The organism is Bacillus vallismortis, assembly GCF_004116955.1.
In the GTDB taxonomy this organism is placed as follows: domain Bacteria; phylum Bacillota; class Bacilli; order Bacillales; family Bacillaceae; genus Bacillus; species Bacillus vallismortis.
Genome location: NZ_CP026362.1, coordinates 1,447,398 through 1,473,616 on the forward strand (window position 1 = coordinate 1,447,398; position 26,219 = coordinate 1,473,616).

At 47.1% G+C, this 26,219-nt stretch carries 3 protein-coding genes; all 3 read left to right on the forward strand.

Going from position 1 to position 26,219, the window contains the following annotated elements; all coding sequences use genetic code 11:
• Window positions 1-6: 6 nt before the first annotated feature.
• Genes BV11031_RS07895 through BV11031_RS07905 form a run of 3 tightly spaced genes read left to right on the forward strand, consistent with a single transcriptional unit; the run spans window position 7 to window position 26,213 of the window.
• Window positions 7-7,689 (forward strand): non-ribosomal peptide synthetase, encoded by a 7,683-nt coding sequence (locus tag BV11031_RS07895; RefSeq protein ID WP_129550718.1) that lies wholly within the window; start codon window positions 7-9, stop codon window positions 7,687-7,689.
• A 19-nt stretch (window positions 7,690-7,708) separates the two neighbouring features.
• The gene (locus tag BV11031_RS07900; RefSeq protein WP_010330629.1) at window positions 7,709-15,376 is read left to right on the forward strand and encodes a non-ribosomal peptide synthetase; all 7,668 of its coding nucleotides are present in this window, start codon (window positions 7,709-7,711) and stop codon (window positions 15,374-15,376) included.
• Between the two features lie 25 nt (window positions 15,377-15,401).
• Window positions 15,402-26,213, forward strand: coding sequence for a non-ribosomal peptide synthetase (locus tag BV11031_RS07905; protein ID WP_010330630.1), 10,812 nt, complete (start codon window positions 15,402-15,404; stop codon window positions 26,211-26,213).
• The last annotated feature ends 6 nt before the right edge of the window (window positions 26,214-26,219 follow it).

The following is a 26,219-nucleotide window of genomic DNA, read 5'->3' on the forward strand; positions in this document are numbered from 1 at the left end:
GAATTGATGGCACAATCGGCAAAGATTCAAGATATTTATCCGTTATCGCACATGCAGGAAGGAATGCTGTTTCATTCACTCATGGATTTCAGCTCAAAAGCCTATGTTGAACAGACCTCGTTTACCATTACGGGAAATCTATGTATCGACTCGTTTCAAAAGAGCTTAAACCTGCTTGTTTCCCGCTATGATATTTTCAGAACGATTTTTATTAAAGAAGTACCAGACCTTACAGGACCGCAGCAGGTGGTCTTATCAAACCGCGAATTGACAGTGCACAAAGAAGACTTTTCTCACCTGACCGATCATGAACAGCAGGCTCTGATCGATGCTTTTATGATCAAGGATCGGGAAAAAGGATTTGATTTGCAAAAAGATTCATTAATGCGGCTTGCCCTTTTTGATAGAGGAAACAGCCAATATACATGTGTCTGGACACATCACCATATCATCATGGATGGCTGGTGTCTCGGCATTATTCTTAAAGAGTTTTTCAGCATATATGATTCACTCAGCAATAACAGACCTGTGCAGCTTGGTAGCACGGTGCCGTACAGCCGTTATATCGAATGGCTTGGAGAACAAGACCAAGAAGAGACTGCCGCTTACTGGAGTCGATATTTGGAGGAATACGGCAATACCGCTTCTATTCCCCGGATAAAGAACCGCTCAGCGGACGCGGATTATATAGCCGCTCAGGTCCGCTTTTCTTTAGCGCCGGAAATGGTTGAGAAACTGACAGAGGCCGCCCAAAAATGGGGGGTCACATTAAATACGTTGTTTATGAGCATATGGGGCGTGCTTCTGCACCGATATAACGCAGCTGATGATGCAGTTTTTGGTTCCGTTATTTCAGGACGTCCGTCAGCGATTGACGGGATTGAATCAATGGTCGGCTTGTTTATTAATACGGTTCCAGTACGAATTCGATCTGCGGAGGGCATGACGTTTTCTTCTCTGGTCCAAGCCGTGCAGGAGGATGTTTTATCATCTGAACAGCATGGGTATTACCCGCTTTATGACATTCAAAACCATAGCCCATTGAAGCAAGGTTTGATCGATCATATTTTTGTCTTTGAAAATTATCCTATACAGCTTGATCAGGCATTACGCATGGAGAGCGAAAATGAGGAAAATGCGTTGAAGCTGGGTGATATTTCAATGTCGGAGCAAACCAATTACGACTTTAATATCGTTGTCGTTCCGGGAGAATCATTTTATATCAAATTCAGCTACAACGCAGCCGTTTACGAACAAGAGGAGATGCTGAGGATTCAGGGGCATCTAAAACAAGCGCTGGATTGCATTTTGGCGAATCCTGATATTGCCGTCAGTGACATTGGTATCGTCCCGCCGGAGGAACAAAAACTTATCCGATTGTTTAACAAAACAGAGTGTCTTTATGAGAACAAAACGACAGCTCGATTGTTCGAGGAACAAGCTCGCAAAACACCTGATGCTGCTGCATTGAAAATGGGGGATGAATGCTGGAGCTATCGCCAATTAAACATAAGAGCCAATCAAATAGCGCACGCCTTAGTAGAAAAGGGAGTTGGAGCCGGAGATATCGTGGCTGTGATGATGGGCCGGTCAATGGAATTGCCTGCAGCTCTGCTTGGAATTTGGAAAGCGGGCGCCGCTTATATGCCGCTGGATCCACATTTTCCAACAGAACGTCTTTCTTTCCTGCTGAAGGACAGTCAAGCGGCTCAATTGTTGATAGAAGAAGACCTTATGCCATTCATCCCGCCGCACTATGAAGGAAATTTGATAACGATAGAACATACAGAAAATCAGCAAACAGAAACTCCAGATGTTCCGCTTGGCGATCTCGCCTATTTGATCTATACATCGGGAACGACAGGGCGTCCTAAAGGTGTTCTGGTTGATCATCAAGGCGTTGCCAATACATTGCAATGGAGACGGGAAGAGTATGGAATGACTGAACAGGATCTTTCCCTCCATTTATTTTCATACGTGTTTGACGGTTGTGTGACGAGCCTGTTTACCCCGCTGTTATCCGGTGCGTGCGTACTGCTAACAACGGATGACGAAGCGAAGGATGCTCTAGCCCTTAAGCGGAAAATAGCCGGTTATAAGGTCAGTCATATGATCATTGTTCCTTCCCTGTACCGGGTGTTATTGGAAGTGATGACTGCTGACGATGCAGAAAGTCTTCGGATTGTGACATTTGCGGGTGAAGCGGTTACGCATGACCTGCTTGAGATGAGTAAAAGAATTTGTCCTTCTGCAGAACTGGCAAATGAATACGGGCCCACAGAAAACAGTGTGGCAACAACCATATTGCGTCATCTGAATGAAAAAGGCCGGATCACGATTGGACACCCGATTGCAAACACGAAAGTAGTTGTTTTACACGGAAATCAACTGCAGCCGATTGGCGCGGCGGGTGAATTGTGCATTTCCGGCACGGGGCTTGCCAGAGGATACTACAAACAGCCAGAGCTGACAGAGAAAGCATTTTCTGATCACCTATTCCTTGAAGGGGAGCGGATATACCGAACAGGTGACGCAGGCCGCTTTTTGCCGGATGGAACGATTGAATATATTGGACGTTTTGATGATCAAGTGAAAATGAGGGGTTACCGCATTGAACTGAGAGAGATAGAAACAGTTCTTCGGCAGGCACCGGGGGTAAAGGAAGCGGCGGTATTGACTCGTAATGCTTCTGCTGAGGACAAGGAGCTGATTGCTTATATCGTTCCGAAAAAGGGTAACAGTTTCACCGATTTGCACCGGCATCTTGCCGGGGCATTGCCGCCCTATATGATTCCAGCAACTATCATGACCATCAGCCGGATGCCATTAACATCCAGCGGAAAGCTTGATCGGGCAGCCCTTCCTGAACCAGAAAGCAATGCGAGCCTCACCTTTATGCCGCCCCGAACTTTAATGGAAGCTGACCTCGCACACATTTGGGAAAATGTGCTGAATAAACAGCGAATCGGTATTCGTGATGATTTCTTTCAGCTAGGCGGACATTCCTTAAAAGCGGCCGTACTCGTATCAAGGATACATAAAAAGTTTCATGTCGAGCTTCCGCTCAGTGAGGTTTTCTCTCACCCGACAATTGAAAGCATGGCAGTCAAATTGATGAGCTTAAAAGAACATGCTATTAATCAGATTGAGCCTGCGGATCAAAGAGATGTCTATCCACTGTCTTACTCGCAAAAACGTATATATGCTCTTCATCAGCTGGCAGATGACAGCACAGGCTATAACATGCCCGCTGTACTTGAATTACGCGGAAATCTGGATCGCCAGCGTTTAAGAAGCGTTCTCGCAGAACTTGTGAATCGGCATGAAGCATTGCGGACTGTTTTTTTGCTTGACAGTGGAGAGCCCGTGCAGATCATTTATCCAGAGATAGCTTTTGATTTGAGAGAGCTTGAAATGGAATCAGAACAAATGCTTGAGTCTGCAATCGAATCCTTTATCAAACCGTTTGATCTTTCGTCCGGCCCTCTATTTAGAGCATGTGTGATTACAATGGGCAATAAACGCGGTTTTTTCCTCCTCGATATGCACCATATCATTGCCGACGGTGTCTCGATGAGCACGCTAGTCCAAGAGTTTACTGACTTATATTGTGGAAAGAAGCTGCCAGTGTTAAACCTGCATTATAAGGATTTTGCTGTTTGGCAGCAAGAGAAGTTTCCGAGAGAGCTATACAAAAAACAGGAGGCCTACTGGCTCAATCAGCTAGGCGGGAGTCTTCCTGTATTAGATTTACCGCTTGATAAAACAAGGCCGCGACTCCCTGATTTCAGCGGCGGAACAATCGAAGTAACTATTGATAAAGACACGGCGGACGAGCTGCACCATTTAATGGCTGAAACGGGAACAACGTTGTACATGATCCTTCTGGCAGTGTATTCTATTTTGCTTTCCAAGCTAAGCGGGCAAGAAGATATTGTTGTCGGCTCGCCTGCTGCCGGAAGACCGCACACCGATTTGGAGGGCGTCATCGGGATGTTCGTCAATACATTAGCAATGCGCAGCCAGCCTGAGGGCAACAAAACGTTCAGCTCGTATTTGCAGGACATTCGCCACCTGGCTCTGACGGCTTATGAGCATCAGGATTATCCTTTTGAGGAGCTGGCAGATAAGCTCGATACACATCGAGAGGTAAACCGGAATCCGCTGTTCGATGCGATGCTCGTGCTTCAAAGCAGTGAAGATTTTCAGTTCGAAGTGCCAGGTTTATCGATTTCGTCTGTCACTCCAAAACATAATATATCTAAATTCGATTTGACATTTCACGCTGAGGAGCATTCGGGCGGAATTCGCTGCCGTTTTGAATACAGCTCTGCTCTTTTTGAAGAAGAGACCATTGCGCGTTGGGCATCCTATTTCATTGAGCTGTTAAAAAGGGTACTGGCGGATAACGAGATGAGAATTTCGGATATGCAATTGCTTCCTGCTGCAGAGCGGAATGTGCTCCTTGAAGAAATGGGACAGTATGCGGCGTTTCCGAGAAACGAAACCATTGTAAGCTTATTTGAAAAAAAAGCCGCTGAGTATCCAGAGCATCTCGCAGTGGTGTGCGGCAACTCTCAGCTTACCTATCGAGAGCTGAATGAAAAAGCGGAGCGGACAGCTGCTATGCTCATCAAACAAGGAGTCAGCACTGGAGATATCGTCGGTTTGCTGCTCGATCGGTCACCAGATATGATCATTGCCGTTTTATCGATTCTAAAAGCTGGAGGGGCCTACTTGCCGATTGATCCTGAATATCCACAGGAACGTATCAGCTTTATGCTTAATGACAGCGGGGCAGACCTATTGCTGACAGAGCGCGGTCAAATCAAACCTGCAGACTATAACGGTCATATGTTGTATATCGATGAAGGCGAAAACGACTCAATTCTAGCTGATTTAAACATTCAAGAAACCCTAGCGGATCAGCCGGCATACGTGATATACACATCCGGAACGACAGGCCAGCCAAAAGGTGTCGTTGTCGAGCACCGCAATGTAATCAGTCTGTTAAAGCATCAAAACCTGCCCTTTGAATTTGGCCACGAAGACGTCTGGTCGTTCTTTCATTCATACTGTTTTGATTTCTCTGTATGGGAAATGTTCGGTGCGTTATTGAACGGAAGTACACTAGTCGTGGTTTCTAAGGAAACAGCCCGTGATCCCAAGGCATTCCGATTATTGTTAAAAAAAGAACGCGTCACTGTACTCAATCAGACCCCGACAGCTTTTTACGGCCTGATGTATGAAGATCAAAACCATTCGGATCGTTTAAACATCCGATACGTCATTTTTGGCGGCGAAGCTTTACAGCCCGGCATGCTTCAAAGCTGGAATGATCAATATCCACATACTGATCTGATCAATATGTACGGTATTACAGAAACGACGGTGCATGTGACATTCAAAAAATTGTCCGCAGCTGACATTGCAAATAATAGAAGCAATATCGGGCGGACGCTTACAACTCTGCAGGCTTATGTAATGGATGCTTATATGAATCTGCAGCCAATCGGTGTTCCAGGGGAGCTTTATATAGGCGGTGAAGGTGTGGCACAGGGATATCTCAACAGAGATGACCTGACCGCTGACCGTTTTATGCCCAATCCTTATCTTCCGGGAGATAGATTATACCGGACTGGAGATCTTGCGAAGCGCCTGTCAAATGGCGAGTTGGAATATGTAGGCCGCATTGATGCTCAGGTTAAAGTCAGAGGGCACCGTATTGAGTTAGGCGAAATCCAAGCGGCGCTTCTTCAGCTTCCAATTGTTAAAGAGGCGGCTGTCATCACAAGAACAGATGAGCAAGGGCAAGCAGCTATATATGCTTACATGGTAACAAAAGATCAACAGGCCGCGAACGAATCAGACGTCCGGGCTTTTCTAAAAACCAAGCTGCCTGACTTTATGCTTCCCACCCGTTTCATACAGATTGATCGCATCCCGCTGACTGTTAACGGAAAACTCGATCAGAAAGCCCTGCCGGAACCTGAAAAAAACGCTTACCCTGCTGATGATATTAGCCCAAGAAATGAGATTGAAAAGGTGATGGCTGACATTTGGGAAGAACTTCTTGATGTGGATGAGCTGGGCGTAAGCGCCAATTTCTTTGAACTTGGCGGAGATTCTATTAAAGCGCTGCAAGTTTGTGCCAGGCTGAAGCAGCGTGGATTTGAAACGACTGTACGTGAGATGTTTGAACATCAGACTCTTGGTGTACTGTCCGCTCGGGTTCGAAAAGCCGTGCACGTCATTGACCAAGGACCGGTCGAGGGCGAGATCACTTGGACGCCTGTCCAGGAATGGTTTTTCTCTCAATCTTTGGAAATCCATCATTTTAACCAGTCCGTTATGCTTTACCGGACAGAACGATTTGATGAGATTGCAGTGAGAAAGGTGCTAAAAAGCCTGGTGATTCATCATGACGCACTGAGAATCGTCTGCCGGTATGAAGATGGCAGGTTGATACAGATGAACAGAGGGATAGATCTGCAAGATGAAGAGTTATATGCTCTTGAACTGTTTGATGTAAAGGGTAACTTAACAGAAACACGTAACACGATTGAGGAAGCGGCCAGCCAGATGCAGGAGCACTTTCGTTTAGAAACCGGGCCCTTGCTTCGCGCTGCATTGTTTAGAACCGAGAATGGTGACCATTTGTTTCTGACGATTCATCACTTGGTTATTGATGCAGTTTCATGGCGCATCTTGTTCGAGGATTTTTCAACAGCTTACAAACAGGCAGTCACAGGAGAATCTATTCAACTGCCGCACAAAACAGATTCATATTTAACGTATTCACAAAGAATAGCTGACTATTCTAAAAGCCGCCAGATGCAGCGTGAAGCAGCGTATTGGGATGAGCGTGAGAACCGTCACATTGAAGTGATTCCTAAAGACAATGAAACAGCGCCTAACACATTCAAAGACACAGAAGTGATTGATTTTGAGCTATCTCGCTATCACACTGAACGCTTGTTAACGGCTGTACATAAAGCGTACAGCACGGAGATGAATGATATCCTTCTGACAGCTTTAGGCCTTGCTTTGCAGCAATGGACGGACTCTGACCGGTTTAAAATCAGCATGGAGGGCCATGGAAGAGAAGCATATCTTGAGGACATTGATATTAGCAGAACTGTCGGCTGGTTCACCTCGATTTATCCGATATGGCTTGATATGAGCGATTCTGAACATAAGAACAAAGATGAACGGCTGGGCCACCTCATTAAACAGACAAAAGATATGCTGCACCGTATACCGCATAAAGGCGCCGGCTACGGTGTGCTGAAATATATCAGCAAAAGATGGGGCTCTGAGACAAACAGCCCGGAAATCAGCTTTAATTATTTAGGCCAGTTTGATCAGGATATTCAATCAAAAGCCTTTGAGGTTTCTGACATCAAGCCAGAAAATGAGATCAGCCCGAACTGGGAGCGGCCTTATACACTGGATATCAGCGGCGCCGTTTCTTCGGGGATTCTAAGCATGCACATCATCTATAGCAGCCTTCAATTCGAGGAGAAAACAATCCAAACATTTGGCGGGTATTTTAAACAGGCTCTGGAAAACATCATTGAGCATTGTACGGACAAAGAAAACCGAGAATGGAGCGCTTCTGATTTCACTGATGAAGATTTAACGCTTGATGAATTGAGTGAAATTATGGGAGCCGTCAACAAACTATAGGGAGAGGAGATTCACACTGATGCCGCAGCAACCCGAAATACAGGATATATATCCTTTGTCATTTATGCAGGAAGGGATGCTCTTTCACTCGCTGTATGATGAACAGTCAAGAGCATATTTTGAACAGGCTTCTTTTACGATCCATGGACAGCTTGATTTGGAGCGTTTCCAGAAAAGTATGGATGCTGTTTTTGACAGATATGAAATCTTCCGAACGGCGTTCATCTATAAAAATGTAGCCAAACCTCGTCAAGTCGTACTCAAGCATCGTCATTGCCATATTCATTTTGAAGATATTTCTCATCTCAATGAGAGAGATAAAGAACATTGTACCGAGGCATTCAAAGAGCAGGATAAATCAAAAGGCTTCGATCTCCAAACGGATGTACTGATGAGAATATCTATTTTAAAATGGGCGCCTGACCGGTATGTCTGCATCTGGAGCCATCATCATATTTTAATGGATGGCTGGTGTTTAGGCATCGTCATTAAGGATTTTCTTCACATTTATCAAGCACTGGATAAAGGCAGGCTTCCTGATATGCCTCCCGTACAGCCGTACGGGACGTATATTAAATGGCTGATGCAGCAAGATCGGGAAGAAGCGGCTGTGTATTGGAAAAAAAGGCTTCAGCATTTCGAAAAAGCTTCGCCTCTGCCAAAAAGAACAGATCAAATGCCAGATGGGACATTACAACAGATCACATTCACCATTCCTGAAAAAGAAACCTCCGAATTACAGAAAATCGCAGCAGCTTGTGGTGCGACACTCCCCACTGTTTTCCAAGCTCTATGGGGAATCATGCTCCAAAAGTTCAATTGCTGTGGCGATGCTGTGTTCGGATCAGTTATATCAGGCAGACCTTCTGAGCTAAACGATGTGGAAAACATTGTCGGACTGTTTATCAATACCATTCCTATCCGAGTCCAAAGTGATTCTCTTTCTTTTTCTGACTTAGTCAGCAGGATGCAAAGAGACATGACGGAAGCAGAAGCATATAGTTACTTCCCTTTATATGACATTCAGGCACAGAGCGCTCTTAAACAAGAACTGATCGATCATATTATCGTCTTTGAAAATACACCTGCTCAACAAGAGATTGAAGGGCTGAAACAGGCTGGATCATTTGATTTCTCCGTGGAAGATTTCGAGATGGAAGAACTGACCAACTATAGATGCAGTGTCAAAGTGATCCCAGGTCGGACCATGTACGTTCGGATTCATTTTCATACTGGCGCTTATCAGCCAAACATGATGTCCGAGATAAAAGATTATGTACAGCACATGATCTCTGACGTCATATCTGATCCATCTCTGCCTGTGTCAAAGATGACATTGCTAGATGAAAACAAAGCACGGGAAATGGTTTCTCAAAACAACAGGACAGTATCTATTTCGCCTGAATCCCTAACCCTGCACGGGCTGTTTGAACGACAGGCGGCTTTCACACCGGAACGGCCAGCCATACGCTTTTCCGGCGGTTCACTGACGTACGCTGAGCTTGACATGTATGCCAGCCGTCTGGCTGCCCGCCTCGCGGCACGCGGCGTCACGAAGGAAAGCATCGTCGGTGTCCTGTCTGAGCGGTCACCTGACATGCTGATCGCTGTCCTTGCTGTCTTGAAGGCAGGTGGGGCGTATTTGCCGCTTGACCCTGCGTATCCAGAGGAACGGCTGAGCTACATGCTGAAAGACAGCGGGGCAGCGCTCTTGCTGACACAGCCGGGATGCTCCGCGCCGAACTTTTCTGGCGAAACGCTTGAAGTTGATATGACATCTCTTGCGGGCGAAAAAGCAGAAAATCTTGTGTTTGCTCCTGCTGACAGCGATTCTCTCGCCTACGTCATCTATACGTCGGGCTCCACCGGGCAGCCAAAAGGAGTGGCCGTTGAGCACCGCCAAGCTGTTTCCTTTCTGACCGGCATGCAGCGCCAGTTTCCGCTTCAGGAAGATGACATTGTCATGGTGAAAACCTCTTTCTCCTTTGATGCATCTGTCTGGCAGCTGTTTTGGTGGTCGCTTTCCGGCTCTTCGGCTTATCTGCTCCCACCCGGCTGGGAAAAAGACCCCGCATTGATTGTAAAAGCCATTCATCAGGAAAAAGTGACAACGGTTCATTTTATTCCGGCTATGCTGAACAGTTTTCTCGATCAAGCGGAGATCGAAAGGCTGAGTGACGGGACAAGCCTGAAGCGTGTATTCGCCGGAGGTGAACCGCTTGCGCCGGGCACGGCAGCCCGTTTTGCTTCTTTATTGCCGCAAGTCTCGCTGATCCATGGATACGGGCCGACAGAAGCAACGGTAGACGCGGCATTTTATGTGTTGGACCCAGAGCGGGACAGGGATCGCTTGCGGATTCCGATCGGGAAGCCCGTACCCGGTGCGCGTTTGTATGTGTTAGATCCGCATTTAGCCGTACAGCCTTGCGGTGTCGCCGGCGAACTGCACATCGCCGGCGCGGGTGTTGCCAGAGGCTATTTGAATCGGCCGGCCTTAACGGAGGAGCGCTTTCTTGAAGACCCGTTTTACCGGGGTGAACGCATGTATAAAACAGGGGATATGGCACGCTGGCTCCCTGACGGGAATGTTGAATTCCTCGGCCGGTTGGATGATCAAGTGAAAATCCGCGGCTACCGGATTGAGCCCGGAGAAATTGAAGCGGCGCTTAGAAGCATAGAAGGCATAAGGGAGGCAGCCGTGACCGTACGGACAGACAGCGGGGAGCCGGAGCTATGCGCGTATATAGAAGGGCTCCGAAGAAACGAAGTGCGGGCGCAGCTTGAGAGACTGTTGCCGAGCTACATGATCCCAGCCCATATGATAGAGATGGAAGAGTGGCCGATTACGCCGAGCGGAAAGCTGGACCGAAACGCCCTGCCAGCTCCTGGCGGAGCTGCAGATGAAAAGGCCTACTCGGCGCCGAGAAATGTGACCGAGATGAAGCTTGCCCAGCTGTGGGAGGACGTGCTGAAAAACGGCCCGGTCGGGATTCACGACAACTTTTTTGACCGCGGAGGACATTCTTTAAAAGCAACGGCGCTTGTATCCCGAATCGCCAAAGCATTCGATGTACAGGTGCCGCTGAAAGAGGTGTTTGCCCATCCCACGGTAGAAGGGCTGGCTTCCGTCATCCGTGAAGGAACGGACAGTCCATATGAAGCGATGAAACCAGCGGAACAGCGGGAGACCTATCCGGTTTCCTCCGCCCAAAAGCGGATTTATGTCCTTCAGCAGCTGGAAGACGGAGGGACCGGCTACAATATGCCGGCTGTATTAGAACTGGAAGGGAAGCTTGACCCAGAAAGGCTGGACAGGGCTTTCAAAGAGCTGATCAAGCGCCACGAGTCGCTTCGGACATCCTTTGAACAGGATGAAGGCGGCGAGCCGGTGCAGCGCATCCATGACGAAGTGCCGTTTACATTACAGACAGCCGCCCTCGGCGAGCAAACCGAACAGGAAGCCGCAGCCGCGTTTATCAATCCGTTTGATCTCAGCCAAGCGCCGCTGTTCCGCGCACAAATCGTAAAGGCATCAGTGGAACGGCACCTGTTGCTGGTTGATATGCACCACATCATATCAGACGGTGTTTCCGTCAACATTTTGATTCGGGAATTCGGGGCGCTTTACAACAAACGGAATCTCCCGGCGCTTCACATTCAATACAAAGACTACGCCGTATGGCAAGAAGGTTTTAAAAAAGGAGACACGTACCAGAAGCAGGAGACGTACTGGCTGAAGCAGCTCGAGGGCGAGCTGCCGGTGCTGGATCTCCCGGCTGATCATACCCGCCCGCCGGTGCGGAGCTTCGCGGGGGACAAGGTCTCGTTTACGCTTGATCAAGAGGCGGCATCAGAGCTTCACAAGCTGGCACGGGAGAACGGAAGCACATTGTACATGGTGCTTATGGCAGCTTACACAGCGTTATTGTCACGCTTAAGCGGACAGGAAGAAATCATCGTCGGCTCGCCAATTGCCGGCCGGCCGCACAAGGATCTTGAGCCGATACTCGGCATGTTTGTGAACACGCTGGCGCTTCGGGCACGCCCGGAGGGCGGGAAGCCGTTTGTACAGTATTTGCGGGAAGTGCGCGCCACTGCATTGGAAGCCTATGAGCATCAGGATTATCCGTTCGAAGAGCTTGTCGACAAGCTGCAATTAACGCGAGATATGAGCCGGAATCCGCTGTTTGACGTGATGTTTGTTCTTCAAAATATGGACCAGGAATCGATACGGCTAGATGAACTTCGTCTCAAACCTGCAGCAAACAATGGGCATCAAACGTCAAAATTTGATTTAACCCTGTATGCTCACGAACAGCCCCAGGGTTTGCTGACGTTCCAAATGGAATTTAGTACGGACTTATATAAGAAAAAAACGATAGAAAAGTGGCTTCACTATTTTATCAATATGTTACTCTCCATCATCCAAGACAACAAAGCCGCTCTCGGATCAATAAATATACTGAATGAGGATGAGACCCATTACCTTATCCATGAGCTGAATCGTACAAAAATAGAATATCCAAGAAATGAAACCATCAGCAGACTCTTTGAAATGCAGGCGGAACAAACGCCTAATGCCATAGCAATTGTCAGCGATACACAAGAGTTAACTTACGCGGATCTGAACAGCTGGGCAAATCAAATTGCTTTACTTCTACGGAGAAAGGGAGTCGGTCCTGATCGAGTCGTAGCCTTGCTGACAGGACGAACGCCAGAACTCATAGCCGGAATGCTGGGTATTCTGAAAGCCGGAGGAGCCTATTTGCCTATCGCTTCTGATCTGCCTGTTGAGCGAATAGCTTACATCCTGTCAGACAGCGGAGCGACATTCCTTCTTCAATCTGAAAAAGTCGACAAACGGCTATTAGACATTGAATGCGAACAAATCATAATCGAAGACATTCAAAAGCAAGGAGAAACAAAGAACATTGAATCTTCAGCAGGGCCGCATTCGCTCGCTTATACCATTTATACCTCTGGATCAACCGGTAAACCAAAGGGTGTCATGATTGAGCAGCGAAGTGTCATTCGCCTTGTTAAAAACAGCAATTATATTGCATTTACACCTGCAGACCGTCTTCTCATGACATCATCTATCGGTTTTGATGGTACGACATTTGAAATATTTGGACCGCTGCTAAATGGGGCAGCTTTGCATCTGTCCGAGAAACAGGCATTTCTCGATCCCCATCAGCTTAAGAGATACATAGAACATCACGGGATCACAACGATGTGGCTGACATCTTCTCTATTCAATCATTTGACAGAGCAAAATGAGACAACATTTTCACAGCTGAACCATCTGATTATAGGCGGAGAAGCTTTGTCGGTGAGCCACATCAATCGAATTAAAAATGTGTGCCCGGAAGTATCAATATGGAACGGATATGGGCCAACCGAAAATACGACTTTTTCGACGTGCTTTCCCATTCAAAAAACATATGAACTTTCCATTCCGATCGGGCGGCCGATTGGTCATTCCACCGCTTATATCTTAAATAAATGGGGAATGCTGCAGCCGATCGGAACTGTTGGCGAACTTTGTGTCGGCGGAGATGGCGTCGCCAGAGGATATTTGGGCCGTCCTGATTTAACGAGAGAGAAATTTATCCCAAATCCATTTGCGTCTGGCGATCGACTGTACCGCACAGGTGATCTGGCGCGCTGGCTTCCCGATGGCACAATTGAGTACGTTGGCCGTATTGATGATCAAGTAAAAGTCAGAGGCTACCGGGTGGAGCTTGGTGAGATCGAATCAGCGCTTCGCCAAATAGACGGGGTCAAAGAAGCCGCTGTGTTGGCACGTACAGGCCAGACAGGAAGCAAAGAGCTGTTTGGCTACATCAGTGTGAAAGCAGGCACGAATGCTGAACAAGTGCGTTCTCTTCTCGCGCGTTCACTGCCAAATTATATGATTCCGGCGTACATCATTGAAATGGAGACTCTTCCGCTCACATCAAACGGCAAATTGAACCGGAAAGCACTGCCTGAACCAGATGTTGCATCTAAACAAACGTACATCCCGCCTCGCAATGACCTTGAAGAGCAGCTGGCGTTGATCTGGCAGGAGGTTCTCGGCATCCAGAGGATCGGAATAGAGGATTCATTTTTTGAATTGGGCGGAGATTCAATCAAAGCGCTTCAAGTTTCCGCACGCCTTGGACGCCATGGGCTAAGCCTGCAGGTAAGTGATTTATTCCGTCATCCAAAGATAAAGGACCTATCACGATGTATTCGTAAGACAGAAAGAATCATCGAACAAGGACCCATTCAGGGAAATGTTCCATGGACACCTGTTCAGCGATGGTTTCTTTCACAAGAGATTGAAGAACGACATCATTTCAATCAGTCTGTCATGCTTTTCCACTCTGGTCGTTTGTCTGAAGACGCTCTTAGAGCATCCTTAAAGAAACTTGCGGAACATCATGATGCGCTTCGGATGGTTTATCGTAACGATGACGGGCAATGGATACAAATCAATCAAGGCATTCATGAATCACAACTATACAGTTTAAGAATAACTGATTTTTCACAGTCAGAAAGCGGTTGGGAAACCCAAATCAAACGAGAAATTGAAGATCTTCAGCAAAGCATCAATTTGCAGGAAGGACCGTTGCTACATGCCGCTTGGTTTCAAACAGTGACCGGAGATTACTTGTTCCTTGCGATCCATCATCTTGTCGTTGACGGTGTCTCATGGCGGATTTTGCTGGAGGATTTGTCAGCCGGATACCAACAAGCGTCTTCAGGCCAGGCGATCCAGCTTCCGCCTAAAACTGATTCCTTTCTGGAATACGCAAGACGGCTACAGGACTATGCCCAAAGCAGCAAGCTGATTCGCGAGGAGGCGTATTGGCGGAGTGTAGAGGAACAACAAGCTGCGGAACTGCCATATGAACTGCCGCATCATGAGAACAACGACTTCAGCAGGAGGGACACGGTAAGTTTTTCACTCACTGAAGCAAATACCGCCACCTTGCTGCAAAACGTCAACCATGCCTATGGGACAGATACACAAGATATTCTGTTAACCGCGGCATCTTTGGCGATTCGTGAGTGGACAGGCGGAAACAAAATCCGCATTGCACTGGAAGGACACGGGAGAGAACACGTGTTGCCGGAGTTCGATATCAACAGGACGGTTGGCTGGTTTACATCTATATACCCAGCTCTCATAAGCTTTGAACATCATGGGGATGAGCTCGGAACCGCAGTAAAAACCGTGAAAGATACACTGGGCCGGATACCAAACAAAGGGGTGGGTTACGGTATGCTGAAATACGTCACACACCCTGAAAACATAAGCATTGCGTTTTCAAAAATATCCGAAATCAGTTTCAACTATTTAGGCCAGTTTAACGACATAGAAAGACAAGGTAACTTCCGTCCATCAAGCCTTGGAAGCGGAAAGGACATCACTCACACATGGAAACGTGAACAAATCATCGAGATGAGTGCAATGGCAGCAGGGAACAAGCTTCATTTCAATCTCAGTTATCCGCCAACACGCTTTCATAGGAACACGATGAAGCAGCTCATCAACAGGATCGAACACTTTTTGCTGGACATCATGACACACTGCGCCGGTAAACAAAATACAGAAAAAACACTGAGCGATTTCAGCAGCGAATCATTAACGGCAGAGGATTTGGACAGTATATCCAGCTTGGTGGAAGAATTGTAGAAAATCGTGACAGGGAGACATGAACATGACAAAAGCGAATTCAATTCAGGATATTTATCCGCTGTCTTACATGCAGGAAGGGATGCTTTTCCATTCCCTCTTGCAAAAAGATTCACAAGCATATGTCGAGCAAGCTTCTTTTACAATAGAAGGGAAAGTCAACCCGAAGTTTTTTCAAAACAGCATTAACGCCCTTGTAGCAAGACACGATATTTTCAGAACGATTTTTATCAGCCAAAATGTTTCCTCTCCCCAACAGGTTGTCCTGAGAGAACGGAATGTCATCGTACAGGAAAAAGACATTACACATTTAAACGATGTGAGGCAACCACAATTTATTGAGCAATGGAAAGAAGAGGACCGTGCTCAAGGGTTTCACTTGCAAAAAGATATGCTCATGCGTATCACTCTGATTCAAACAGGAGAGGGCCAGTACACTTGTATTTGGACCTTTCACCACATCATGATGGACGGCTGGTGCCTCAGCATTGTGTTAAAGGAGTTTCTCCATATTTACGCATCTTATATATATGGATCTCCAATAGCATTGGAGCCGGTCCAGCCATACGGAACGTATATCAAATGGCTGATGGAACAAGACAAAGAGCAGGCAGTTTCTTATTGGGAACATTACCTATCTGGCCATGAACAGCAAACGATACTCCCGAAGCAGAAAAAAACAAAGGCGAGAAGCAGGCAGGAGCACGTTACGTTTTCATTCTCTAAGCAAGAAAGCAGCAGGCTTTCAGAGCTTGCGGCAAGAGAAGAAGTAACACTCAGTACGATTTTTCATACCATTTGGGGCATTCTGCTTCAAAAATACAATCATAATGATGATGCCGTATTTGGTTCTGTCATGTCAGGAAGGCCTGCAGAAATCGAAGGCATTGAACATATGGTCGGTCTTTTCATTAACACGATTCCAGTTCGGGTGCAGGGAACAAAAACGCCATTTCTTAAGCTCATAAAAGACATGCAAAAAGACCGTCTTGCCGCTGAAACATACAGCTATCACCCTTTATATGAAATTCAAGCCCGTTCGGCGATTAAGCAAGGATTAATCGATCATATTCTCGTATTTGAAAATTATCCGGTACAGCAAGAGATTCATATGCTGAACCAAGAGGAGCATGCTTCTGATCTTTTTCAAATTCATAACTTCACTGTGGCAGATGAAACCAACTACAGCTTTTACCTTATGGTGGCGCCAGGGGAAGAAATCCATATCAAAATGAGCTATGATGCGGAGCAGCATGATCGGTCTTTTGTGTTTTCTGTCAAGGAGCATCTTCTGAATGTTGTATCGCAAATTGTAACTAATCCCAATCTTCCGCCTGAAGAAATCGACATCACGACCGATATTGAAAAGCAGCAATTGGTTGGAAAAAACACAGATGAAACCCCAATTTACGAAACCATCCATGCTATGTTTGAAAAACAAGCGGAAAAGACACCGGATACTCAGGCAGTAATAGATCAAGTCTGCTCGTTAACGTACCAAGAATTGAACAACTCGGCAAACAGATTGGCGCGGCAATTGAGAATGAAGGGTGTTGCGAGACAGGAGCCTGTCGCGATCATGATGGAGCGATCTGCGGCGTTTATCACCGGTGTTCTTGGCATCTTGAAGGCAGGCGGCGCCATTGTTCCGATTGACCCGCATTATCCAGCTGACAGAATCCATTATATTCTAAATGACTGCGGCTGTTCGCATGTTGTTTCACAAGCCCATCTTTCCGCATCGCTAGAAAGCAATTACCTTATCACTCTTGTAGAAGAGATTGAAAGCAAGGAAGACGGCAGTAACATGAAGTCAGTCAACAATGCGGACGATCTGCTGTATATCATTTATACATCAGGTACAACAGGTAAACCAAAGGGCGTTCAATTTGAACATCGAAACATGGCGAACTTGCTGAAGTCCGAATATACTCGCTCTGGCATTGACTTTGAAGCAGATGTTCTGCAATTTGCGACTTCTGCCTTTGACGTGTGTTATCAAGAAATTTTTTCTGCGCTTTTGAAAGGCGGCACGCTGCACATCGTGCCAGAAGCCCTAAAAAGAGATGTGCCTCAGCTGTTTGCATTTATAAACGAGCATCAGACGAATATTGTGTTTCTCCCAACGGCTTTTATCAAAATGATTTTCAGCGAGCGGCAATTTGCGGACATGTTTCCTGATGGCGTCACACACCTGATTGCTGCTGGAGAACAATTAATCATTTCAAGCCTTTTCCAAGAAGTATTACGTAAACGCAGCATTCACCTGCACAATCATTACGGACCTGCAGAAACTCATGTGGTATCTACGTATACCATTCATCCGGGAGACCCTATTCCTGAGTTTCCTCCTATCGGTAAACCGATAGGCTATACTAATCTATATATTTTGAATCGTCAAAAACAGCTTCAGCCCTGCGGCGTACCAGGTGAACTCTATATTTCCGGCGCGAGTGTTTCCAGAGGGTATGTTAATCACGATAAACTGACACGCGACAAATTTTCACCCGACCCATTCAGGGCCGGTGCGGTCATGTACCGTACTGGTGATTTGGCCAGACGGCTTGAAGACGGCAACATCGAATATATCGGGCGGGCAGACAATCAAGTGAAAATCAGAGGGTATCGAATTGAGCCCCAAGAAATCGAAGTCACATTAATGAATCATCCAGACATTAAAGAAGCTGCCATTCTCGTCAGGCAAGAATCAAACGGTGATCATGAATTGTGCGCTTACTATTGCAGTGTACAAGGGGTGAATGCAGCAGATCTACGCCGCTATATGGCAAGTGAGCTTCCAGCATACATGATTCCGGCGAAATGGGTTTGGGTTGACAGCATACCTCTTACCCCAAACGGAAAAGTAGATCAATCAGCACTTCCAGAGCCAGATGCTTCAATCATCGGGACACCGTATACTGCCCCTCGTAATCTGGTAGAGGCAAAGCTTTCGCAGCTGTTTGCAGATGTGCTGAATAACAGTCATATAGGCATCCTTGACAACTTTTTTGACCTTGGCGGCCACTCATTAAAAGCAACGGTGCTTATGTCACGGATCACAAAGGAATTTCATGTACAAGTTCCGCTCAAGGACATCTTTGCCCATCCGACAGTAGAAGGATTGGCTTCAATCATTCGAGATGCAGAGGAAAATCCGTATGCAGCAATTGAACCAGCGGAAGCAAGGGAGACATATCCTGTATCTTCGGCTCAAAAAAGGATCTATGTGCTTCAGCAGCTTGATGAGGGTGTCGCCTACAACATGCCTGCGGTCTTAAATCTGGAAGGGGCACTGGATGTCGCTAAATTATCTGCTGTATGTAAACAGCTGATCCGTCGGCATGAGCCGCTTCGAACTTCCTTTGTATCTGGCGCCGATGGCGAGCCGGTTCAGCGGATCCATGACGAAGTGCCGTTTACATTAAGCCAAGAGGCCGCTATCGAGGGTTTTGTCCGTCCTTTTGATCTCAGTCAGGCGCCGTTATTTAGAGCGGGCCTTGTAAAAGTGGCAAACGAGAAGCATGTATTGCTGGTGGACATGCATCATATCATTTCAGATGGCGTATCCGTCCAGCTCTTAATCCGAGAATTCACCGATCTTTATGCAAATCGGCAACTTAAGCCTTTGCGAATCCAGTATAAAGATTATGCCGTTTGGCAACAGCAATTTAAACAAGGTGACTCGTACCAAAAGCAGGAAACTTACTGGCAGCAGCAGCTCAGCGGGAACCTTCCTGTCCTAGAGCTTCCGACCGATAAACGCCGCCCGGCAGAACAGCAATTCACAGGCGGAAAAGTAACTTTTCAGATGGATAAAAAGATTACAGCCAGGATAAAGCAGATCGCCCGTCAAAACAAAAGCACGCTTTATATGACGCTAGTCGCTTTATATTCAGCCTTTTTGTCTCGGGTAAGCGGTCAAGATGATATCGTGATCGGTTCGCCTATCGCCGGCCGGCCCCATGCCGATCTTGAAGCAGTTCTCGGAATGTTCGTCAATACATTGGCTCTCCGGACACGCCCGGCCGGCAATAAGACATTTGAAGAATGTCTGAAAGAAGTCAGGCAGACGGCACTGGAAGCATATGAGCATCAGGATTATCCGTTTGAAGAGCTCGTGGATAAAATCGGCGTACAGCGGGAAATGAGCCGGAATCCATTGTTTGACACAACGCTTGTCCTTCAGAATATGGAACAGCAAAAGTTGAAAATGAAAGAGGTAAAGCTTCATTGGAACGATATGCAGCATCCAATATCAAAGTTTGATATTTCCCTGTATGTGACAGAACACGATTCCGTGCTTTTCTGTCAGTTTGAATACAGCACAGCTTTGTTTGAGAAAGAAACGAGCCAAAGGTGGGCCAATCTTTTCACCACGCTTGTGGAACATATAACTGTCAGTCCTAAAACAGAATTGGACGATATAGCGATCCTAACAAAAGAAGAAGAGAAAGCCTTCATTGAATCATGCCATCCGTTTCAGGATACAGGCTATTCGGTGAATCGAACTCTCCATTATGCACTCGAAAAGCAAGCTGCAAAAACGCCTGATCAACCAGCCATTATCTTTGAAGATGGAGGAATGACCTATAAAGAATTGAACGAACAGGCTAACCGTATCGCCTGGGAGCTCATCGGACGAGGCGTGAAATCGGAAACAATCGTTGCCATTATAGGACGGCGTTCGCCTGAAATGGTGATTGGCATTTATGGCATTCTTAAAGCCGGCTGTGCTTATCTGCCCATTGACCCGGATTATCCGGAAGAACGAATCAGCTTTCTGTTGGAGGACAGCGGTACAAACATTCTCCTGCTTCAGCCTGCCGACCTGCCTGTTCCGGCATTTGCAGGAGAGATTGTTTATCTCAATCAGACAAATAACAGGCTGGAACATCATTTGGCCAATCCGAATGCGGACGTTCATCCGCAATCTTTAGCCTACGTCATCTATACATCCGGTTCTACCGGTAAACCAAAGGGTGTTGAAGTTGAACATCGATCAGCGGTGAATTTTTTGAATTCCCTTCAGTTCCGTTATCAACTGAACCAATCAGATGTGATTATGCATAAAACATCTTATTCATTTGATGCTTCAATATGGGAACTGTTTTGGTGGCCTTATGCCGGTGCCTCTGTTTATTTGCTTCCTCAGGGAGGCGAAAAAGAACCCGAAATGATCGCAAAGGCCATAGAAGAACAAAAGATCACAGCTATGCATTTTGTGCCTTCGATGCTCCATGCTTTTTTAGAACATACAAAACATCGTGCTGTACCGATGAAGACAAACGGACTCAAGCGGGTGTTTTCCGGGGGAGAACAGCTGGGGACCCATCTCGTCTCCCGATTTCGCGAGTTGCTTCCAAATGTTACATTAACCAATTCTTACGGACCAACGGAGGCAACCGTAGAAGCTGCGTTCTTTAATTGTCCGCAGCATGAAAAGCTTGAGCGGGTTCCAATAGGAAAACCTGTTCATCATGTCAGATTATATGTTCTTAATCAGAAGCAGCGGATGCTGCCAGCCGGATGTATCGGCGAATTGTACATCGCCGGCGCGGGTGTTGCCAGGGGCTATTTGAATCGGCCGGCCTTAACGGAGGAGCGCTTTCTTGAAGACCCGTTTTACCCGGGCGAACGCATGTATAAAACAGGGGATATGGCACGCTGGCTCCCTGACGGAAATATGGAATTCCTCGGCCGGTTGGATGATCAAGTGAAAATCCGTGGCTACCGGATTGAGCCCGGAGAAATTGAAGCGGCGCTTAGAAGCATAGAAGGCATAAGGGAGGCAGCAGTGACCGTACGGACAGACAGCGGCGAGCCGGAATTATGCGCGTATATAGAAGGGCTTCGGAGAAACGAAGTGAGGGCGCAGCTTGAAAGACTGCTGCCGAGCTACATGATCCCAGCCCATATGATAGAGATGGAAGAGTGGCCGATTACGCCGAGCGGAAAGCTGGACCGAAACGCCCTGCCAGCTCCTGGCGGAGCGGCAGATGCGGAGACATACACGGCGCCGAGAAATGTGACCGAGATGAAGCTTGCCCAGCTGTGGGAGGACGTGCTGAAAAACGGCCCGGTCGGGATTCACGACAACTTCTTTGACCGCGGAGGACATTCTTTAAAAGCAACGGCGCTTGTGTCCCGGATTGCCAAAGCATTCGATGTACAGGTGCCGCTGAAAGATGTGTTTGCCCATCCCACGGTAGAAGGGCTGGCTTCCGTCATCTGTCAAGGAACGGACAGTCCATATGAAGCGATGAAACCGGCGGAACAGCGGGAGACCTATCCGGTTTCATCCGCCCAAAAACGTATTTATGTCCTTCAACAGCTGGAGGACGGAGGGACCGGCTACAATATGCCGGCTGTATTAGAACTGGAAGGGAAGCTTGACCCTGAAAGGCTGAACAAGGCTTTCAAAGAGCTGATCAAGCGCCACGAATCGCTTCGGACATCCTTCGAACTGGACGAAGGAGGCGAGCCGGTGCAGCGCATCCATGACGAAGTGCCGTTTACATTACAGACAGCCGCCCTCGGCGAACAGACCGAACAGGAAGCCGCAGCCGCGTTTATCAAACCGTTTGATCTCAGCCGAGCACCGCTGTTCCGCGCCCAAATCGTAAAGGCATCAGATGAACGGCACCTGTTGCTGGTTGATATGCACCACATCATATCAGACGGTGTTTCCGTCAACATTTTGATTCAGGAATTCGGGGAGCTGTACAACAACCGGACCCTTCCAGCGCTTCCTATTCAATACAAAGACTACGCCGTATGGCAAGAAGGGTTTAAAAAAGGGGACGCATACCATACGCAGGAGGCGTACTGGCTGAAGCAGCTCGAGGGCGAGCTGCCGGTGCTGGATCTCCCGGCTGATCATACCCGCCCGCCGGTGCGAAGCTTCGCGGGTGACAAGGTCTCCTTTACGCTTGATCAAGAGGCCGCATCAGGCCTTCATAAGCTGGCACGGGAGAATGGAAGCACATTGTACATGGTGCTTATGGCAGCTTACACAGCGTTATTGTCACGCTTAAGCGGACAGGAAGAAATCATCGTCGGCTTGCCAATTGCCGGCCGGCCGCACAAGGATCTTGAGCCGATACTCGGCATGTTTGTGAACACGCTGGCGCTTCGGGCACGCCCGGAGGGCGGGAAGTCGTTTGTACAGTATTTGCAGGAAGTGCGCGCCACTGCATTGGAAGCCTATGAGCATCAGGATTATCCGTTCGAAGAGCTTGTCGATAAGCTTGGAGTGACGCGGGATATGAGCAGAAACCCGCTATTTGATACCATGTTAGTTGTCCAAAATAATGGTTACGAGCCATTGCATCTGCATGATTTGCAAATGAAGCCGGCAGAAGTTTCTCATCTCGTTTCAAAATTCGATTTGACACTACAAGCATCTGAGGGTGACGGGAACATTCATTTTCTTTTTGAATATTCAACCGCACTGTTTGAGAAAACCACCATGGAACGCTGGGCATCTCATTTGACAAATGTACTTCGCATCATCGGAAAAAAACCAGAGGTGACACTCAACCGTATCGACATCCTGACCCAAGAAGAGCGGAACCAGCTGCTCAATGAGTTTAACATCAGGAAAGCAAATCAATACGAAGAACAAACAATTAGTCAATTGTTTGAGCAGCAAGCTGCACGAACACCAAAAGCCTCTGCACTTGTCATCGGAGACAAAACACTCACATATCAGGAGCTTGACGAGTGGTCCAATGGAATCGCACACACATTGCGCAGCCGAGGTGTTAAACCGGACACACCAGTAGGCATCATGATGCCTCGTTCGTTCAGCATGGTAGCAGCCATACTTGGTGTGTGGAAAGCTGGCGGCTGCTATGTTCCTATTGATCCGGAATACCCGGCGGAACGGAAGCACTATATCCTCAGCGACAGCGGAACGAAACTGCTTATGACAATAAATGAAGCGGATCGGGGAACACTTGCTGACTTTAAGGGAAGGATATTAACCATACAGAACACGGAGGCCTACGACAAATCACCGCTACCGCAAGTATCATTTGCTCATCATTTGGCTTATATCATTTATACGTCAGGAACGACAGGCCGTCCAAAAGGGGTGATGGTCGAGCATAAAGGCGTTGCCAACACTCTTCAGTGGCGGCGAAATGCGTATACTTTCAACGAGACAGACACCATCCTGCAGCTCTTTTCCTTCTCGTTTGACGGCTTTTTAACAAGTATGTTCACACCGCTTTTGTCAGGTGCAAAAGCAGTTTTGCTTCATGAAGAGGAGGCGAAGGACATTCTGGCTATTAAGCATCAGCTGTCCCATCACCGGATAACACATATGATTATTGTGCCTGTTTTATATCGAGCGCTTTTGGACGTATTGCAGCCGGAAGATGTAAAGACGCTTAGAATCGTCACTCTGGCGGGAGAAGCAGCTGATCGGGAATTGATCGACCGCAGCATGGTCATATGCCCGCATACCGAACTCGCCAACGAATATGGGCCGACAGAAAACAGTGTGGCTACCACCGTCATGAGACATATGGAAAAGCAGAAACACATAAGCATCGGCCAGCCGATTGACGGGACCCAAGTGCTGATTTTAAATGGCAATCAACAGCTTCAGCCAATCGGTGTTACCGGTGAGCTTTGTATTGCGGGAACAGGTCTTGCAAGAGGGTATGTCAACCTTCCGGAACTGACAGAGAGGTCATTCGTCCAGAACCCATACCAACCCGAAACTCGAATGTACCGAACAGGAGACGCCGCCAGATGGATGGCCGACGGAACACTTCAATATCTGGGAAGAATTGATGAACAAGTCAAAATAAGAGGCTATCGTGTAGAAACGAAAGAAATTGAATCGGTCATTCGTTGTATAAATGGTGTAAAAGATACCGCAGTACTCGCTCATGTAGCAGCATCGGGACAAACCGAGTTAAGGGCTTATGTTGTGACAGAATCAGCGTTGAGCACAAATACGATACGCTTAGAATTACAAAACAAGCTGCCGGTGTTTATGATCCCTGTGTTTATTGAAAAACTGAGTTCACTTCCATTGTCACCAAACGGCAAGTTGGATCGTAAAGCACTTCCAAAACCTGAATCCAAGGGCGAAGCTGTACGTTCATTCCGATCACCAGCCAGTAAGATGGAACAAATACTGGCGGATTTATGGAAAGAAGTACTAGGGACAGAAAAAATCGGAACAGCTGATTCATTCTTTGAGCTTGGAGGAGATTCGATCAAAGCCTTACAGGTATCAGCACGGCTTCATCGGATAGGCAAGCAAATGGCAGTAAAAGATTTGTTTAACCATCCTACCATTCAAGAATTCGCAGCTTATATCCGGGATTCAAATACAAGTTCCAGCCAAGCCCCGGTTGACGGAGACGTACAATGGTCGCCTGTTCAGAGATGGTTTCTTTCTCAAGATATAAAAGAAAAACACCATTTTAATCAGTCCATTATGCTACATCGAGGAACCCCTATACAAGAGGACGCACTGCGTAAAACCTTAAAAGCAATAACGTGTCATCATGATGCGCTGCGGATGGTATTTTCACAGAATGAACAAGGATATTGGAATCAATATAATCGGCCGATCAGTCATTCGGACGATGCACTGTATGGCCTTCAGATGATTGATTTATCAGTTCCAGAAGACACGAACGGAAATAGAGCGTATGAGCCTATTATCAAACACCATGTACGTGATATTCAGCGGAAAATGGATCTGAAGAATGGTCCGCTGCTGCAAGCCGGTCTTTTCCGCACAACTGACGGGGATTTCTTATTTTTATCGGCTCATCACTTCGTCGTTGACGGCATTTCATGGCGGGTTCTGCTTGAAGATTTGTCTTTAGGGTATCGCCAAGCTGCTGGCGGGGAGGATATCAAACTGCCGCCTAAAACAAGCTCGTTTAAAGCGTACGCGAAAAAGCTTTCTGGCTATGCAGAAAGCCAGCAGCTTATAAAACAGCTCAAGTATTGGCGCGAAACCGAAGAATATCAAACAGAAGCACTGCCTTTTGATCAATTCGACGGACCCATAGCAAACGAGAGAAAACGATCCACCATTTCGTTTACATTAAATGATAAAGAGACAGCTGCGCTTTTAAAAGATGCCAACAGCGCATACAACACAGATACTCAGGATTTGCTTCTCGCTTCTGTCATTCTCGCGCTGCGCCATTGGACCAATCAATCCGCCTTCAAACTATCATTAGAAAGCCACGGGCGAGAGGATGTATTAGACGGGGTTGATGTGAGCCGTACGGTTGGATGGTTTACCGCCATTTATCCGTTATTGATTAACCTGAACGCAGACTTGCCAGATTCGACAGAAGGCATGGTTCATGTGTTAAAAACAACAAAAGATACACTGAGACGTGTACCGGACAAAGGATTCGGCTACGGTGTCATCAAATATTTGACGCCGCCTGACAAAAAAGACATCAATTTCACAGGCGCGCCAGAAATCAGCTTCAATTATTTGGGGCAATTTGAAAGCGGCAGCCCAGCTGAAGCACCTGAGGAGGACGCCTTCTCATTCTCTCCGTTTGGTGCCGGGGATGATATCAGCACAACATGGAATCGTGAACAGTCGCTGGATATCAGCGCAATCGCTGCAGAAGGAAAACTGACTGTCAATATGACCTATGACAATGCCCGCTTTCAGCGCAAAACCATCGAACAGCTTAGCGAAACATGCCGTCAATTTTTATCACAGCTGATCGAACACTGCCAGAACAAAAGCGAAACAGAAAAGACCATCAGTGATTTTGATGATCAAGAACTGACCGAGGACGCGCTGCAAGAGATTGCTGATATGCTCAGTTTTCACTAATGAATC

Coding starts and splice junctions, on each gene's coding strand:
- BV11031_RS07900 (WP_010330629.1), top strand. CDS start 7,709: ATGCCGCAGCAACCCGAAATACAGGATATATATCCTTTGTCATTTATG.
- BV11031_RS07895 (WP_129550718.1), top strand. CDS start 7: ATGGCACAATCGGCAAAGATTCAAGATATTTATCCGTTATCGCACATG.
- BV11031_RS07905 (WP_010330630.1), top strand. CDS start 15,402: ATGACAAAAGCGAATTCAATTCAGGATATTTATCCGCTGTCTTACATG.